Origin of the sequence: Pseudomonas sp. P867 (assembly GCF_019891455.1) — a bacterium.
Lineage (GTDB): Bacteria > Pseudomonadota > Gammaproteobacteria > Pseudomonadales > Pseudomonadaceae > Aquipseudomonas > Aquipseudomonas synxantha_A.
The window spans coordinates 73678-91232 of sequence record NZ_JAFLXB010000009.1 but is presented as its reverse complement, the minus strand read 5'-3'; the positions used below and the strand labels follow the sequence as shown (position 1 = coordinate 91232).

The 17555-nt window shown below is 58.6% G+C and carries 13 protein-coding genes and 4 tRNA genes; 6 read left to right on the top strand and 11 right to left on the bottom strand.

Annotated features, from left to right (window positions below; all coding sequences use genetic code 11):
• Positions 1–226: 226 nt before the first annotated feature.
• The 9 genes from J1G33_RS17540 to J1G33_RS17500 form a co-directional block, all read right to left on the bottom strand.
• The gene (locus tag J1G33_RS17540; RefSeq protein ID WP_003174819.1) at positions 227–499 is read right to left on the bottom strand and encodes an HU family DNA-binding protein; all 273 of its coding nucleotides are present in this window, start codon (positions 497–499) and stop codon (positions 227–229) included.
• Between the two features lie 148 nt (positions 500–647).
• Positions 648–3044: an endopeptidase La gene (gene lon, locus J1G33_RS17535; protein WP_032880520.1), complete on the bottom strand. Its 2397-nt coding sequence runs from the start codon at positions 3042–3044 to the stop codon at positions 648–650.
• A 188-nt stretch (positions 3045–3232) separates the two neighbouring features.
• Entirely contained in the window at positions 3233–4516 is a 1284-nt protein-coding gene (gene clpX / locus J1G33_RS17530; protein ID WP_003238279.1) for an ATP-dependent Clp protease ATP-binding subunit ClpX, read from the bottom strand.
• 112 nt (positions 4517–4628) lie between these two features.
• A complete protein-coding gene (clpP, locus tag J1G33_RS17525) occupies positions 4629–5264 on the bottom strand; it encodes an ATP-dependent Clp endopeptidase proteolytic subunit ClpP (RefSeq protein ID WP_223018469.1) in 636 nt (211 codons plus the stop codon).
• A 91-nt stretch (positions 5265–5355) separates the two neighbouring features.
• On the bottom strand, positions 5356–6666 hold the full coding sequence (gene tig / locus J1G33_RS17520) for a trigger factor (protein ID WP_032880518.1): 1311 nt from the start codon (positions 6664–6666) through the stop codon (positions 5356–5358).
• A gap of 395 nt (positions 6667–7061) precedes the next feature.
• Positions 7062–7137: transfer RNA gene (locus J1G33_RS17515), tRNA-His, on the bottom strand.
• Positions 7138–7214: 77 nt separating this feature from the next.
• Positions 7215–7299 (bottom strand) — tRNA-Leu (locus J1G33_RS17510).
• 56 nt (positions 7300–7355) lie between these two features.
• Positions 7356–7431 (bottom strand) — tRNA-His (locus tag J1G33_RS17505).
• Positions 7432–7463: 32 nt separating this feature from the next.
• Positions 7464–7540 (bottom strand) — tRNA-Arg (locus J1G33_RS17500).
• A gap of 274 nt (positions 7541–7814) precedes the next feature.
• On the opposite strand from J1G33_RS17500, the gene folD reads away from it, so the two are divergent.
• Positions 7815–8669 carry a bifunctional methylenetetrahydrofolate dehydrogenase/methenyltetrahydrofolate cyclohydrolase FolD gene (gene folD, locus J1G33_RS17495; RefSeq protein WP_005789300.1) on the top strand — a complete coding sequence of 285 codons (855 nt, stop codon included), beginning with the start codon at positions 7815–7817 and terminating at the stop codon, positions 8667–8669.
• 207 nt (positions 8670–8876) lie between these two features.
• On the top strand, positions 8877–9800 hold the full coding sequence (gene pbpG, locus J1G33_RS17490) for a D-alanyl-D-alanine endopeptidase (protein WP_078821725.1): 924 nt from the start codon (positions 8877–8879) through the stop codon (positions 9798–9800).
• Between the two features lie 126 nt (positions 9801–9926).
• Here the strand turns inward: pbpG and J1G33_RS17485 are convergent, their stop codons facing one another.
• Positions 9927–10589 (bottom strand): peptidase C39 family protein, encoded by a 663-nt coding sequence (locus J1G33_RS17485; protein WP_032880515.1) that lies wholly within the window; start codon positions 10587–10589, stop codon positions 9927–9929.
• A 210-nt stretch (positions 10590–10799) separates the two neighbouring features.
• Between J1G33_RS17485 and J1G33_RS17480 the strand changes: the two genes are divergently transcribed.
• Positions 10800–10961 (top strand): hypothetical protein, encoded by a 162-nt coding sequence (locus J1G33_RS17480; protein WP_223018468.1) that lies wholly within the window; start codon positions 10800–10802, stop codon positions 10959–10961.
• Here the strand turns inward: J1G33_RS17480 and J1G33_RS17475 are convergent.
• Positions 10958–11368 carry a hypothetical protein gene (locus J1G33_RS17475; protein WP_005789306.1) on the bottom strand — a complete coding sequence of 137 codons (411 nt, stop codon included), beginning with the start codon at positions 11366–11368 and terminating at the stop codon, positions 10958–10960. The genes J1G33_RS17480 and J1G33_RS17475 overlap by 4 nt on opposite strands.
• A 203-nt stretch (positions 11369–11571) precedes the next feature.
• On the opposite strand from J1G33_RS17475, the gene J1G33_RS17470 reads away from it, so the two are divergent.
• From J1G33_RS17470 to J1G33_RS17460, 3 genes are read left to right on the top strand one after another with little or no spacing between them, the layout of a single operon-like run.
• On the top strand, positions 11572–14793 hold the full coding sequence (locus tag J1G33_RS17470; protein ID WP_223018467.1) for an efflux RND transporter permease subunit: 3222 nt from the start codon (positions 11572–11574) through the stop codon (positions 14791–14793).
• A complete protein-coding gene (locus J1G33_RS17465; protein ID WP_223018466.1) occupies positions 14783–15952 on the top strand; it encodes an efflux RND transporter periplasmic adaptor subunit in 1170 nt (389 codons plus the stop codon). Before J1G33_RS17470 ends, J1G33_RS17465 begins: the two co-directional genes overlap by 11 nt.
• Entirely contained in the window at positions 15936–17354 is a 1419-nt protein-coding gene (locus J1G33_RS17460) for an efflux transporter outer membrane subunit (RefSeq protein WP_223018465.1), read from the top strand. The genes J1G33_RS17465 and J1G33_RS17460 overlap by 17 nt, the downstream gene beginning before the upstream one ends.
• The last annotated feature ends 201 nt before the right edge of the window (positions 17355–17555 follow it).

Below are 17555 nucleotides of genomic sequence, written 5' to 3'. Positions count from 1 at the left end.
CCCCCAGAAACGGTTGAACTTCAAAAATAGGCAACCGTGGAGCGTGGGTAGAGTCCGGATAGAAGAAAGGCGCATCCGAGGATGCGCCTTCTCGTAACTGGCGGAGCGGACGGGGGTTTGAACTCTCACCCCCGGCGTGGCGACCCGATGGATACGTGGGTCGCTACCGCTCCGCTGCCAGGTCGGACGTGCGTCCGACCCGGGTAAGCAAAGGCTTGATCGAAGCTTAGTTAACGGCTTCTTTCAGGGCTTTACCGGCTTTGAAACCTGGTTTCTTGGCAGCAGCGATTTGCAGTGCTTTGCCAGTCTGTGGGTTACGGCCAGTGCGAGCTGGGCGGTCAGTCACAGAGAAAGTACCGAAGCCTACCAGTACCACGGAGTCGCCGGCCTTCAGAGCGCCAGTGACGGATTCGATTACTGCGTCCAGCGCACGGCCAGCAGCAGCTTTCGGGATATCAGCGGATGCGGCGATAGCATCAATCAGTTCCGACTTGTTCACTCTAAGTCCCCTTATATATCTATTGAGTATGATTCTAAGTTTTTTGGTAAAAGCAAAAACCAGTGCTGGGTGGCCTACAGACACTTAAGAGCCGCTTTATAACAAGGGCTCTAAAAAGCTGTCAAGGAAGCCCCCAGGCTTTAACACATTAATGCGTGCTAATTCTTTCCTTGGAATCTGACTCGCGTTTTTCGTCCTTCGCGACTATCTCCGGAGCTACATCCGGCAAGGGTTCCGGCGCGTATTGCAGCGCAATTTGCAGGACCTCGTCAATCCATTTAACCGGTTTAATCTGAAGATCCTGCTTGATGTTGTCAGGAATTTCCTTCAAGTCGCGAACATTCTCTTCCGGAATGATCACCGTCTTGATTCCGCCCCGGTGAGCCGCCAGCAATTTCTCTTTCAGACCACCGATGGCCAATACCTGACCACGCAGGGTAATTTCCCCGGTCATTGCGACGTCAGCTCGCACAGGGATGCCAGTCAATGCCGACACCAGGGCCGTGCACATGCCTACGCCCGCGCTAGGGCCGTCTTTCGGGGTCGCCCCTTCCGGCATATGGATATGGGTGTCGTGCTTCTCATGGAAGTCCAGCGGGATGCCCAGGCTGCGGGCGCGACTGCGCACCACGGTCTGCGCGGCCGTGATGGATTCGACCATCACGTCACCCAGGGAGCCTGTCTTGATCAACTGGCCTTTGCCGGGAATCACCGCAGCTTCAATGGTGAGTAATTCGCCACCCACCTGAGTCCACGCCAGGCCAGTCACCTGCCCGACCTGGTCCTGCTGCTCGGCCAGGCCGTAGCGGAATTTCTTCACGCCCAGGAAGTGTTCCAGGGAGTCGGCAACTACCTTCACAGAGAAACGTTTTTCCAGTGCGTGTTCTTTCACCGCCTTGCGGCAGATCTTCGCGATCTGGCGCTCAAGGCCCCGTACACCGGCCTCGCGGGTGTAGTAACGCACGATGTCGCGGATCGCCTCGACCTCAAACTCGATCTCGCCCTTCTTCAGGCCGTTGGCCGAAATCTGCTTGGGTGCGAGGTATTTGACGGCGATATTGATCTTCTCGTCTTCGGTGTAACCCGGCAGACGAATCACCTCCATCCGGTCCAGCAAGGCTGGCGGAATGTTCATGGAGTTGGAGGTGCACAGGAACATTACGTCAGACAAGTCGTAGTCGACTTCCAGGTAATGGTCGTTGAAGTTGTGATTCTGCTCCGGATCGAGCACCTCAAGCAGCGCGGAGGCAGGATCGCCACGCATATCGCTGCCCATTTTGTCGATTTCATCGAGCAGGAACAGCGGGTTGCGCACGCCCACTTTTGTCATCTTTTGAATCAATCTTCCTGGCATCGAACCGATGTAGGTACGGCGATGACCACGGATTTCCGCCTCGTCACGCACACCGCCCAGGGCCATGCGCACAAACTTGCGGTTGGTGGCACTGGCAATCGACTCGGCCAGGGAGGTTTTACCCACACCCGGAGGGCCGACCAGGCACAACACCGGACCACGAATCTTTTTCACGCGCTTTTGCACGGCAAGGTATTCGAGGATGCGCTCTTTGACTTCCTCAAGACCATAATGGTCGGCATCGAGGATTTCTTCGGCGCGAGCCAGATCCAGGCGCACCTTGGTCTGGGCCTTCCACGGCACCTGCACCAGCCAATCGATGTAGGAGCGCACCACGGTGGCTTCGGCCGACATTGGCGACATCTGCTTGAGCTTGTTCAGCTCGGCGGTAGCCTTGGTCAAGGCATCTTTGGGCAGGCCAGCGGCATCAATGCGCTTTTTCAGCTCTTCGATTTCGTTGTGGCCTTCCTCGCCGTCGCCGAGTTCCTTCTGAATGGCCTTCATCTGCTCATTCAGATAGTACTCGCGCTGGCTGCGCTCCATTTGCTTCTTCACCCGACCGCGGATGCGTTTTTCTACCTGCAACAGGTCGATTTCGCCGTCCAGCAGCGCCAACACGTGCTCGACACGGGCCGACAGGTCGATGATTTCGAGGATGTCCTGCTTCTGCTCGATTTTCAGCGCCATGTGCGCGGCCATGGTATCAACCAGGCGGCTTGGTTCATCAATGCTGCTGAGGGAAGACAGCACTTCAGCGGGGACTTTCTTGCCCAACTGCACATACTGCTCGAACTGCGAGAGCAGGCTGCGCACAAACACTTCGGATTCGCGCTCTGCAGCTTCGACTTCTTCGATCAGTGCCACTTCGGCGCGCAGGTGCCCGTCCACTTCCATGAAACGCTCTACGGCACCGCGCTGCTCGCCTTCCACCAGCACCTTGACGGTGCCATCAGGCAGCTTGAGCAATTGCAGCACAGTGGCAATGGTGCCGACGCGATACAGGGCATCTTCACCCGGATCATCATCAGCAGGATTCTTCTGGGCCAACAGCAGGATCTGCTTGTCGCCCGTCATCGCAGCCTCGAGGGCTTCGATAGACTTCTCGCGCCCCACGAACAGCGGGATAACCATGTGCGGATAGACGACGACATCACGCAACGGCAGGAGAGGCAATTCGATGGTTGTCTTCATGATTTCGCCTCTATGACAGTTGATAAGTAAGCATGAAACCAAGATGGGGGTTACATGCAAAAAAAACAAGCTCAATGCCAGTAGTTAAACGCATGAATACACGCGAATTTAACCACCGCACCAAGAAAACGCCCCAAAAAACAAGGGGCCCCTAGAGGCCCCTTGCTTGTACCGCAACTGCTGAACGCTTACGCGTCTGGCGCAGCCTTGGCCGTCGGCTCACTGTTTTCGTAGATATACAGTGGCTTGGACTTGCCTTCGATAACGCTTTCGTCGATCACCACTTTGCTCACCTCAGACTGCGAGGGGATTTCGTACATGGTGTCGAGCAACACGCCTTCGAGGATCGAACGCAGGCCACGTGCACCGGTCTTGCGCTCCAGTGCCCGCTTGGCCACCGATTTGAGCGCGTCGGTACGGAACTCGAGGTCCACGCCTTCCATCTCGAACAACTTGGCGTATTGCTTGGTCAGGGCGTTCTTAGGCTCGGTGAGGATCTGAATCAAAGCCGCCTCATCCAATTCGTCCAATGTCGCCAGGACCGGCAAGCGGCCAACGAACTCCGGGATCAGACCAAACTTGACCAGATCGTCAGGCTCGACTTCACGCAGGGACTCGCCCACCTTCTTGCCTTCTTCCTTGCTGCGCACTTCCGCACTGAAACCAATGCCGCCACGGGTGGAGCGCTGCTGGATAACCTTCTCCAGGCCGGAGAATGCGCCACCACAAATGAACAGGATGTTGCGCGTATCAACCTGAAGGAATTCCTGCTGCGGGTGCTTGCGGCCGCCTTGTGGCGGTACGGAAGCAACCGTGCCTTCGATCAGTTTCAACAGTGCCTGCTGCACGCCTTCACCGGAAACGTCCCGAGTGATCGACGGGTTGTCGGACTTGCGCGAAATCTTGTCGATTTCATCGATGTAGACAATACCCATCTGGGCCTTCTCTACGTCGTAGTCGCACTTCTGCAGCAGTTTCTGAATGATGTTCTCGACATCTTCGCCCACATAGCCAGCCTCGGTGAGGGTGGTGGCGTCGGCAATGGTGAACGGAACGTTCAGCAGGCGAGCGAGGGTTTCCGCAAGCAAGGTTTTACCCGAGCCTGTAGGACCGATCAGCAGGATGTTGCTCTTGCCGAGTTCGACCTCGTCGCCTTTCTTGTCACGCTGGTTCAGGCGCTTGTAGTGGTTGTACACCGCTACGGCCAGAACCTTCTTTGCACGCTCCTGGCCAATAACGTATTGGTCCAGGATGCCGCTGATTTCTTTAGGCGATGGGAGTTTGTGCGCACTGCTCTCGGCCTGGGCTTCCTGCACCTCCTCGCGGATGATGTCATTGCACAGGTCGACGCATTCGTCGCAGATAAACACCGAGGGGCCGGCAATCAATTTGCGTACTTCATGCTGGCTTTTGCCACAGAAGGAGCAATAGAGCAGCTTGCCGTTGTCCTCGCCGTTGCGGGTGTCAGTCATTCGTTCGATCCAAATCCGATAGGCTTGCAACACAAGATGAAGGCTTATGCGGGCTTTTTCAAGCCCGCCAGTGGTCGGACATGCCGACCAGCCCTATTTTGAGCGGCTTATATTAAGCGGGGCGCTTTTCGATCACTGCGTCGATCAACCCGTATTCACGGGCGGCTTCTGCGCTCATGAAATTGTCACGGTTGGTATCGCGCTCGATTTCTTCCAGTGTGTGCCCGCTGTGCTTGGCCATCAGCGTGTTCAGACTCTCACGAATGAAAAGGATTTCCTTGGCATGGATTTCAATGTCCGATGCCTGGCCCTGGAAACCGCCCAGTGGCTGGTGAATCATCACACGTGAGTTCGGCAGGCAGAAACGCTTGCCTTCGGCACCCGCCGTCAGCAGGAACGCGCCCATGCTGCAAGCCTGGCCGATGCAGGTAGTCGACACGTTTGGCTTGATGAATTGCATGGTGTCGTAGATCGACATCCCTGCGGTCACCGAACCACCTGGCGAGTTGATGTAGAGATGGATGTCCTTGTCCGGGTTTTCCGCTTCAAGGAACAGCAATTGCGCACAGATCAGGTTAGCCATGTAGTCCTCTACCGGGCCAACCAGAAAGATCACTCGCTCCTTGAGCAGGCGCGAGTAGATGTCGTAGGCGCGTTCGCCACGAGCGGACTGCTCGACAACCATCGGGACCAGGCCGCCGGCGGCCTGGATATCAGAGTTCTGCTGAATATAGGAATTACGGAACATGCTCTGCAGTTACTCCCAAATAGTCATGTCTTGAAAACGCATAAGCCAGCGCGAGGCTGGCTTATGGTTGAATTTCCAACGAGTTGGACAATCAGTCGGCTTGTGCTGCTTCCGCCGGTTTGACTGCTTCTTCGTAAGAGACCGCTTTATCGGTCACCTTAGCCTTCTGCAGAACAGTATCCACAACTTGTTCTTCAAGCACAACCGAACGTACTTCGTTCAGCTGCTGGTCATTCTTGTAGTACCAAGCCACGACCTGCTCAGGCTCCTGGTAGGCCGAAGCCATTTCCTGGATCATTTCGCGAACGCGGTCTTCGTCAGGCTTGAGGTCGAACTGCTTGACCACTTCAGCCACGATCAGGCCCAGCACAACGCGGCGCTTGGCTTGCTCTTCGAACAGCTCGGCTGGCAGTTGGTCAGGCTTGATGTTGCCACCAAACTGCTGAACAGCTTGTACGCGCAGGCGATCCACTTCGTTGGACAGCAGGGCCTTGGGCACTTCGATCGGGTTGGCGGCCAGCAGACCGTCCATGACCTGGTTCTTGACCTTGGACTTGATGGCCTGGCGCAGTTCACGCTCCATGTTCTTGCGAACTTCGGTGCGGAAACCTTCGATGCCGGTTTCCTTGATACCGAATTGAGCGAAGAACTCTTCGTTCAGCTCTGGCAGCTTAGGCTCGGAAACGCTGTTGACGGTAACGGTGAACTCGGCAGCTTTGCCGGCCAGGTCCAGGTTCTGGTAGTCCGCTGGAAATTCCAGGTTCAGAACGCGCTCTTCGCCGGCTTTGGCGCCAACCAGACCGTCTTCGAAGCCAGGGATCATGCGGTTGGAACCCAGCACCAGCTGAGTGCCCTTGGCGGAGCCGCCAGCGAACACTTCGCCGTCAACCTTGCCAACGAAATCGATGTTCAACTGGTCTTCGTTCTGGGCAGCACGCTCGGCCACTTCAAAACGGGTGTTCTGCTTGCGCAGGATTTCCAGCATGTTGTCCAGGTCCGAATCAGCCACTTCGGCGCTCAGACGCTCGATTTCGATACCTTCGAAACCAGCCACTTCGAATTCCGGGAACACTTCGAATACGGCAACGTATTCCAGGTCCTTGCCAGCTTCCAGGGACTTGGGTTCGATCGAAGGCGAGCCAGCCGGGTTCAGCTTTTGCTCGACAACGGCTTCGTAGAAGGAAGCCTGGATCACGTCACCTACAGCTTCCTGGCGCGCATCGGCACCAAAACGACGCTTGATTTCGCTCATCGGCACTTTGCCTGGACGGAAACCAGCGATCTTGGCCTTCTGGGCAGTCTGCTGCAGACGCTTGTTGACCGCAGTCTCGATACGCTCTGCCGGCACGGTGATGCTCAGGCGGCGCTCGAGAGCAGTAGTATTTTCAACAGAAACTTGCATGGATATTCCTCGTTGCACAGACGTTAGCCGGCCATTTCCGACCCCAATCAAGGGCATGCATTCTAGTGGGTCAAACTCAAGAAGTCACCCTACTGAAAATACAGCGGAAAACAGCCGGCAATTTATCGGTACGAAGGCACGGATGCACCTCGCCCCGGTGACAAATACAGCCAACTGCGCCAGGGCTCTGCGCCGCCTCTTCTATATAGAAGAAACCAGTCATTTCCCTGACGCCCGACCCCGCGCACAGGGCCTGCGGGCAGCGCGGCATCATCGAGACACACAAATACGATGAAACACCCCACCCTTTCGACCTTGCACCTGCAGCTGCCGGATATACGAACCGCTAAAACCAAAAAAGGCGCCAGACTGTTAAATCTGGCGCCTTTCGAATATGGGGTGGACGAAGGGGATCGAACCCTCGACAACGGGAGTCACAATCCCGTGCTCTACCAACTGAGCTACGCCCACCATATTGCGTTAACAAAGAAACCAAACTACTTCTTTGTTGAGCCCTGCCCCGCCTGACGGCACAGCAAAGCTTTAATTGGTGCGGATGAAGAGACTCGAACTCTTACGCCTCGCGGCGCTGGAACCTAAATCCAGTGTGTCTACCAATTCCACCACATCCGCGCTTGAAGCTCTTAAAGCAAAGGCGCCAGACGATTAATCTGGCGCCTTTCAAAATATGGGGTGGACGAAGGGGATCGAACCCTCGACAACGGGAGTCACAATCCCGTGCTCTACCAACTGAGCTACGCCCACCATATAGCGCTACTTGTGCCAAAGCTGCCTAATGGCGCACCCGGCAGGACTCGAACCTGCGACCATCCGCTTAGAAGGCGGATGCTCTATCCAGCTGAGCTACGGGCGCCTGATTAATCTGTACTCTTGGAGGATTACAAACTAAGTGTTTCCAGCCTTGCAGGACAACAATTCTGCTCGACCTTCTAACCAGTGCTAGGCTGTGCCCGACAAGTGCGACGAATAGTATAGAGCGTCCTGATACCCGTCAAATCTTTTTTGAAAAAAACTGATTTTATTTAAGGGCTTAGGGCAATTTGCAGACCAAGCGCCTTTGCCCTCGCGCCCTGGCGTGCGAGAATGCGCGCACTTTTCTTCCCCCTCTCGATGGTTAATCACGCGTAATGACTGCACAACTTATCGACGGCAAATCAATCGCCGCCAGCCTGCGCCAGCAGATCGCCAAACGCGTCACCGAGCGTCGCCAGCAAGGCCTGCGCACGCCTGGCCTCGCGGTGATCCTGGTCGGCAGCGATCCTGCCTCTCAGGTTTATGTCTCGCACAAGCGTAAAGACTGTGAAGAGGTCGGCTTTATTTCCAAAGCCTACGACTTGCCTTCTGACACCACTCAACAGGCCCTGACCGACCTGATTGACCGCCTCAACGATGATCCGGAAATGGACGGCATCCTGCTGCAGCTGCCGCTGCCCGAGCACCTGGACGCCTCCAAGTTGCTGGAACGCATCCGCCCGGACAAAGACGTCGACGGTTTCCACCCTTATAACGTCGGCCGCCTGGCCCAACGTATCCCGCTGCTGCGCCCATGCACACCCAAAGGCATCATGACCTTGCTGGAAAGCACCGGGGTCGATCTCTATGGTCTGGACGCAGTCGTGGTAGGCGCATCCAATATCGTCGGTCGCCCGATGGCCATGGAGCTGCTGCTGGCCGGCTGCACCGTGACCGTCACCCACCGCTTCACCAAGGACCTGGCTGGCCACGTTGGCCGCGCCGACCTGGTGGTGGTCGCTGCTGGCAAGCCGGGGTTGGTCAAAGGTGAATGGATCAAGGAAGGCGCCATCGTCATCGACGTGGGCATCAACCGCCAGGATGACGGCAAGCTGGTCGGCGACGTCGTCTACGACACTGCCCTGCCCCGCGCCGGCTGGATCACGCCAGTGCCAGGTGGTGTCGGACCGATGACCCGCGCCTGCCTGTTGGAAAATACCTTGTACGCAGCAGAAACCCTGCACGGTTAATAACCAGGCGTAATGAAAAAGCCCTGCCTTAGCGCGGGGCTTTTTATTGCCTGAGAAAAAACTGTTTTTTCTTAGTTTTTAAGCACTTTCATCCGGTTCTGGAAGAACATTCGACAGTTTCTGATCCATACTCCTAGAATGTAACGTCATTTTTCATAAAGCCCGTTCCCGAACGGTATTTCCTTACTTTTTAGCGAGTTCATCCGCGTGAAAATTCGTCTCTCTATTGTCGGCCTGTTTTTCGCTTTGACAGGCACCTTCGCCCACGCCGCCGAATCCACCCTGGCCCCGCGTGACGCCTCCAAACTGCAAATCGCCTCCGGCAGCGCCATGCTGGTGGACTTGCAAACCAACAAAGTCATTTATTCCAGCAATCCCGACGTGGTGGTCCCCATCGCTTCAGTGAGCAAACTGATGACCGGCCTGATCGTGCTGGAAGCCAAGCAGAACATGGATGAGTACATCGACATCAACATCACCGACACGCCAGAGATGAAAGGCGTGTTCTCCCGGGTAAAAATCGGCAGCCAGATGCCGCGCAAGGAAATGCTGCTGATTGCGCTGATGTCCTCGGAAAACCGCGCCGCGGCGAGCCTGGCCCACCACTATCCGGGTGGCTATGCGGCATTCATTGCGGCGATGAACGCCAAGGCCAAGTCCCTGGGGATGACCAGCACCCACTATGTGGAGCCTACCGGCCTGTCGATCCATAACGTCTCGACCGCTCGCGACCTGAGCAAGCTGCTGGCGTACGCGCGTAAATTCCCGATGCTGAGCCAGTTGAGCACCACCAAGGAAAAGACCGTGGCGTTCCGCAAGCCCAACTACACCTTGGGTTTCTCCAACACCGACCACCTGATCAACCGCGCCAACTGGGACATTAAGCTGACCAAGACCGGCTTTACCAACCAGGCCGGCCATTGCCTGGTATTGGTGACCAGCATGGGCAACCGCCCGGTGTCGCTGGTGATCCTGGATGCCTTTGGCAAATTCACCCATTTTGCCGACGCCAGCCGGATTCGCAGCTGGGTTGAGACCGGCAAAGGCGGCGCGGTGCCGGACGTTGCGTTGCGCTACAAGGCTGACAAGAATCTGAAGAACCGGGGGAATGCGGTAGAAGTTCGCCGCTAACTAACCACCATCTTATTGAAATAAGCAGGCCCAATGTGGGAGGGGGCTTGCTCCCGATGGCGGTGTGCCAGGCTATAAAACTTATCCTGATCAACCGCTATCGGGAGCAAGCCCCCTCCCACATTTTTATTTGCGTTCTGCCAACACTTTGAGCGCTTGGGCCGCTGCCCCTTCCTGCCCCGCCTGGCCTGTTGCATTCGCCGCATCACGCCAGCGCTGCGCATCCACATTGGCCGGTAATTGGCTCGGCCGCTGGGTGAGGATAGCCCAGTGCCCCGCGCTCTTCCACGCCGACTCGAAGTCGCTGAATTCCATAATCAATCGGCGCTCGTTTCCAGAGCGCAACAACACCGTGCTCTTCTGCTGGTTGAACCCCACCACCACGACATAACGCGCTCCGGACCAGAAGCTGGAATTGATTCGCGCCATCACCGGGTAACCCGCCGCCACCTGCGCCAGCACCGCGGTCAGCTTGGCGTCCAGTGGGTACACCATCAGCCCGTATTCGCGCGCCAGCACCTGCATGTTGCGTTCGAGGTTCGCCTCAGCACCCGGCAGGCGCAGCGGCTTGTCCAGCAACCCCGGTGTCATGACAATGCCTTGTTGCGACAGCATACTGGCAAGTGCCGTAGGACCGCTCTGATAAGCCTCGCTGCGAAAGGTCGGCACGCCGTTGAGTTCAACGCGCTCCGGCAGGCCGGACAGCTTCGACGGTTGGCTGGAACAAGCCGTTAACCCCAGGGCACAAGCCAGCAAGATGGATGTTTTAAGGTTCGAGCGTAAGCGCAATGTTTTACTCTCTTGATCAACGGGCAGTGAGGGCCCTGATCATAGGATGCTCTTGAGCGCGGGTATAGCCTGGCACATCAGTAAAGCACCCTCGATAGAGCAAACAAGTTGGACAGACACGACCATTGGTCAATAGCAGGCAACCGCCAGGTAGCTAGACTGTCCATTGAGAAGACTGTGTGTGCCCCAAGTGGGCGAAAGGAGGCCCGAATGAGCCTTGCGACGACAATTTTTCTGTTGATCTGTGGTTGGTTGGCAGTGGCCGCGGCCATGTTGTGGGGGGTCATGCGCGTGACTCGCCGGCATCATCACCCCCACGTCAAACCTACCGCGCCCGCCAAGCCTCCCAAGGCGACGGCCCATCACGCCTAGCCAGGCATGCAATTGAAGTCTTGGGTGGCGGCGATTTCCTTGCCGTGCCCGTCCTTGAGGGATGCACGCACGGTGGTGCCCAGGCTCGACTCTTCCAGTGTGTAATGCTCACCCGCCTTGAAGTGTTTGTATTCCACCCGGCCCTGGCAGTCTTGCTGGTTGTCGTCGCCGGGTTCGTCTTCAAACAAGGTCACGTCCAGCCGATGGTCACCGGGGCTGACTTCAAAGTAGCGCCCGTCATCGACGCGTTTACCGTCCACCCGCTCGGCCATCAGGTCATTTGGCGCTTCCTCTTTCAGGCCGATCCAGGCTTGGCTCGGGTCGGCCTTGGGCAGCGGGCCGGCGCAGGCCGAGAGCAACACAACTACGCTCAGCATAGGTATCAACAACAGGGTTTTCAGTGACATGGCAGGGCTCCAAAGAACATCAAAAAAGACGTATCCGATGGCTGGCAAGCTTGAAGAGCCGGCGTTTGCAGAACAAATGAATACCAATGAAACGATCTTCAGCCATTACCTAAATCTTCCTTCACCTGGCTGAAAGGTGCGTGTTAGGTGGGTCGGGCAAGACTGCCGGGGTTTGCAATCCTGCTCTTCTCGGAGACTCACGCATGCTCGGGCTGGTAAAGACCGCACTGCAAAAGCCGTACACGTTTATCGTGTTGGCCATATTCATCTGCATCATCGGGCCCATGGCGGCCCTGCGTACGCCCACTGATGTGTTTCCCGATATCGGCATACCCGTGGTCGCGGTGGTCTGGCAGTACAACGGCCTGTCCCCGGACGCCATGGCCGGGCGGGTGATCTACACCTATGAACGCTCCTTGAGCACCACCGTCAACGACATCGAACATATCGAATCGCAATCACTGCCCGGCATGGGTATCGTCAAGATCTTCTTCCAGCCCGGCGTCGATATCCGCACCGCCAACGCCCAGGTCACAGCGGTGTCGCAAACCGTGCTCAAGCAGATGCCACCGGGCATCACGCCGCCGCTGATCCTCAACTACAGCGCCTCCACGGTGCCGATCCTGCAAATGGCGTTCTCCAGCCCGAGCCTTTCGGAAGCCAGGATCCGCGACCTGGTGCAGAACAACATCCGCCTGCCCCTGAGCGCGCTGCCCGGCCTGGCCATGCCCACGCCGATGGGCGGCAAGCAGCGTCAGATCACCCTCGACCTCGACCCCCAGGCCCTGGCTGCCAAGGGCTTGTCGGCCCAGGACGTCGGCAATGCCCTGGCTTTGCAGAACCAGATCATCCCGGTGGGCACCGCCAAGCTGGGTTCCGACGAATACACGATCCTGCTCAACAACAGCCCCAAGGCCATCGATGAACTCAATGACCTGCCGATCAAGACAGTCGACGGCGCAATCATCACCATCGGCCAGGTCGCCCATGTGCGCGACGGTTCGCCGCCGCAAACCAACATCGTGCGCGTCGACGGCCATCGCGCGGTGCTGATGCCGGCGTTGAAGAACGGCAGCATCTCTACCCTGTCGATCATCGACGGCATCCGCCAGATGCTGCCACGCATCAACGAAACCCTGCCGCCTTCACTGAAAACCTCACTGCTGGGTGATGCCTCGGTGTTCGTCAAGCAATCGGTGGGCAGCGTAACCCAGGAAGGCATCATTGCCGCGCTGCTCACCAGTGCGATGATCCTGTTGTTTCTCGGCAGTTGGCGCTCGACCTTGATCATCGCCGCGTCGATTCCGCTGGCGGTGCTCTCGGCCATCGCGCTGCTGGCGGTCAGCGGGCAAACCCTCAACGTGATGACTCTCGGCGGGCTGGCGTTGGCGGTGGGGATTCTGGTGGACGACGCCACAGTGACCATCGAAAACATCAACTGGCACCTGGAACAAGGCAAGGCGGTGAACACTGCGATCCTCGACGGTGCCGCGCAAATCGTCGGCCCGGCGTTTGTCTCGCTGCTGTGCATCTGCATCGTGTTTGTGCCGATGTTTTTGCTGCAAGGCATCGCCGGTTATCTGTTCCGGCCAATGGCGCTGGCGGTGATCTTTGCCATGGCCAGTTCGTTCATCCTCTCGCGCACCCTGGTGCCGACGCTGGCGATGTTCCTGCTCAAGCCGCATACGCCGGAGCAAGGCGTGGGGCATCATCCCGAAGATCAATTCATCAACCATCATGAGGGTGAGCAACACGCGAAACCGCGCAATGCGTTGCTGCAATCGGTGCTGAATTTCCAACAGGGCTTTGAGCGTCACTTCTCCAATATCCGTGACACTTACCATGGCTTGCTGACGTTGGCGCTGGGGGCGCGAAAGCGCTTCATTGTCGGCTTCCTGGCCTGCGTAATCGCCTCATTCGCGTTGCTGCCGAGCCTGGGCCAGGACTTTTTCCCGGCCACCGATGCCGGTGCCCTCGCGCTGCATGTGCGCTTGCCGCTGGGCACGCGAATCGAGGAAAGCGCCGCTGCGTTCGATCGCATCGAAGCACGCATTCGCGAGGTCATCCCCGCCGACGAACTCGACACCATCGTCGACAATATCGGCATCCCGCTCAGCGGTATCGACATGGCCTACAGCAGCAGCGGCACCATCGGCCCTCAGGATGGCGATATCCAGGTCACCCTGAATAAGCACCACGCCCCCACCGCCGACTACGTGAAAAAACTGCGTGAAGCCCTGCCGCAAAGTTTCCCCGGCAGCCACTTTGCGTTCCTGCCGGCAGACATCAGCAGCCAGATTCTCAACTTCGGCGCGCCGGCCCCGCTGGATGTGAAAATCTCCGGGCGCAGCGATGCAGAAAACCGCGCTTACGCCGTAGAACTCGAACGACGCTTGCAACACGTACCAGGCATTGCAGACCTGCATATCCAGCAGTCCACCGGTTACCCCTCCTTGCAGGTCAATGTCGACCGCCTGCGCGCCAACGGCTTGGGCATTACCGAAAAAGACGTCACCAACAGCATGGTCGCCTCCCTGGCCGGCAGCTCCCAGGTGGCACCGACCTTCTGGCTCAACCCGGCCAATGGCGTGTCCTATTCCATCGTCGCCGCCACCCCGCAGTACCGTCTCGACAGCCTGCCATCACTGGAGGCCCTACCGGTGACCGGTGCCAATGGCCAATCGCAAATCCTCGGGGGCGTGGCGACCATCTCCCGCGTACAAAGCCCGGCGGTGGTCACCCACTACAACATCGAACCGACCCTGGACCTGTATGCCAACGTACAAGGTCGCGACCTGGGCGGCGTGGCCCGTGATGTGCAAAAAGTGCTGGACGACACTGCATCCATGCGTCCCAAAGGCGCGACCATCAGCCTGCACGGGCAAATCGATGCGCTGCATGAGGCGTTCAGTGGTTTGAGCTTGGGGCTGCTCGGCGCCGTGGTGCTGATCTACTTGCTGATCGTGGTCAACTTCCAGTCCTGGGCCGACCCCTTTGTGATCATCACGGCGTTACCGGCCGCACTGGCGGGGATCGTGTGGATGCTGTTCCTCAGCGGCACCTCGTTATCGGTCCCGGCGCTCACCGGCGCCATCCTGTGCATGGGCGTGGCCACCGCCAACTCGATCCTGGTGGTGAGCTTCTGCCGTGAACGCCTGGCCGAACATGGCGACGCGTTGAAAGCCGCCATGGAAGCCGGTTACACGCGCTTTCGCCCAGTGTGCATGACCGCCCTGGCAATGATCATCGGCATGTTGCCCCTGGCGCTGTCCGAGGAGCAAAACGCGCCGCTGGGTCGCGCCGTTATCGGCGGTTTGATCTTCGCCACCATCGCCACTCTGTTGTTTGTACCCGTGGTCTTCAGCCTGGTCCACGGCCGTCACCCTACTCGCGCAATTGCTGGAGAAACGCCCCATGTCGTCTGATCAAAAACCCTCGCGCAAGCGTCTGATGCTGATGGGTGTCGGCGGCCTGACCCTCGCTGCCCTGCTGGTCGCCAGCGGCTTGCACGCCCGCACGCTGCACGAGCGATCTGTCGCTGCCTGGACCGAAACGGCGGCCATTCCCCAAGTGATGGTGTTCCAACCCCAACAGAACACTGCCGGCGATACGCTGCGCTTGCCGGCGCACCTGGAAGCCTGGAGCACAGCGCCGATCCATGCGCGGGTCAGCGGCTATCTGAAAGACTGGAAAGTGGATATGGGCACGCAGGTCAAGGCCGGGCAAATCCTCGCCGAAATCGACAGCCCTGACCTCGACCAGCAACTGGCGCAGACTCACGCACGGCTGATTCAGGAACAGGCCAATGCACGTCTGGCAGCCACCACTGCCACGCGCTGGCAACACCTGTTGGCGAGCCATTCGGTGTCGCGCCAGGAAGCCGATGAAAAAACCTCGAACGCCGCCGCGACCACAGCCAATGCCGAGGCTGGCGCAGCGGACTACGCTCGCTTGTCAGCATTGGAGGGCTACAAAACCCTGCGTGCGCCATTCGCTGGCACCATCACTGCGCGGCATACCGATATCGGTCAGTTGATCAAAGCCGATACCGACAGCGATCTGGCGCTGTTCACCCTGGCCGACACCCACCAACTGCGCCTGTATGTGCCGGTGCCGCAGAACTACGCGGCAGTGATCCATCCGGGCCTGGAAGCCGAGTTGACGGTGCCTGAGCACCCAGGCGAACACTTCAAGGCGCGCCTGATCGGTGACTCCACCGCCATCGACCGCCGCTCCGGCACCCTGCTCGCCCAGTTCGTCGTCGACAACCCCAGCGGTGAATTGCTACCGGGCGACTACGCCGAAGCCAGCCTGCCGATTCCGGCCGATACTCACGGCGTGAGCATCCCGGCCAGCGCCTTGATCTTCCGCGCCCAGGGTACGCAAGTGGCGGTGTTGGATGGGCAGAATCATGTGCACCTGCAAGACATCCACATCGGTCTGGACCTGGGCGAGCGCCTGGTGATCGACCAGGGTTTGAAAGCCACCGACCACATCATCGACAACCCGCCCGATGCCTTGCGCGAAGGCGACCCGGTGCAACTGGCCGACGCCGCCGGAGGTGCCCATGCGCCCAAGGCTTAAACCGCTCGCGGCGTTGATACTGCTGGCGTTGCAGGGTTGCTCAATGGCACCGACCTATACCGCGCCATCGATTGACCTGCCCGCCCACTACCGCGAACAGACCAGCGACGGCCCATGGCACAGCGCGCAACCGTCCGATCAGTTGGTGACCCAGTGGTGGCAACTCTATAACGATCCAACGTTGAACAAGCTGCAGCAGCAATTGCTCAACAGCAACCCGGACCTGGCTGCGGCACTGGCGCACTTCGATGCCTCCCAGGCGTATGCCAGCCAGTTGCACGCCGGGCTGTTCCCGCAAATCAGCGCCAGCGCACAGCCGCAGCGCCAACGGCAATCGGACGCGAGACCGTTGCGCGGCACAACGCAGCCGTCGGTGTACAACAGCAACATTGCCGGGTTTTCGTTGAGCTACGACCTGGACCTGTGGGGCAAGATCCGCAATCAGGTCGCGGCCGGCGACGCTCAGGCGCAAGCGTCAGGCGATGACTTGGCGGTGGCTCGCCTGAGCCTGCAACGGCAGTTGACGACGTTATATGTGCAACTCAATGGCCTGGATGCACAGAGCCGAATACTCGACAGCTCGCTGGAGGATTTCAGCCAGGCACTGCAACTGACGCGCAGTCGCTACGAAGGCCAGATTGCCTCGGAACTGGACCTGACTCGCGCGCAAAATCAACTGGCCGAGGCCAAGGCGCAGCGGGATGAGGTGCGTGGCCAACGCAACCTGACCGAGCATGCAATCGGCGAGTTGGTGGGCGTGGCGGCCAGTGACTTTTCATTGCCGCACAGCCCGCCGTTGATGGCCTTGCCAAGGATTCCATCGCAGTTGCCAAGCCACTTGCTGCAACGTCGCCCGGACATTGCCGCGGCTGAACGCCGGGTGTTTGCGGCCAACGCAAATATCGGCGTAGCCAAGGCAGCGTGGTATCCGGATTTCAGCCTGACCGGGTTGATAGGCGGGCAGACGCAAGGCGTCGGGAATCTGCTGTCAGCTGGCAATCGATATTGGGCGTTGGGGCCGTTGGTGAGCCTGCCGATCTTTGATGGCGGGCGGTTGAGTGCCAATGAGCGCCAGGCCAAGGCCGAGTTTGAAGAGGCGTCGGCGCAATACCGTAGCCATGTGTTGCAAGCCGTACGAGAGGTAGAGGACAACCTGGGGCAACTGAGGGACTTGCAGCAGCAAGCCCAGGATGAACAGGCGGCGGCGCGGGCGGCGCAACATACCCAGGCGTTGGCGATGAACAGCTATCAGGCGGGGGCGGTGAGTTATCTGGATGTGGTCACCGCACAAACTGCGGCGCTACAGGCGCAGCGCACATTACAGGCCGTACAGACGCGGCAGCTGGTGGCAAGTGTGGGGCTTTTGACCGCACTCGGCGGTGGCTGGCAACCTGGCGCCTGACGTCAATACCGCAATCGGGAGCAAGCCCCCTCCCACACTGGTCCTGCGCCAGACACAACCTGTATGAACATGCCCCCTCTGTGGGAGGAGCTGCCCACCTTCCCACACTGGTTCCGCGCCAGACACACTATGTATGAACACCGCGGCCCCCTGTGGGAGGGGGTTTGCTCCCGATAGCGGCGGGTCAGCGACGGACAAATT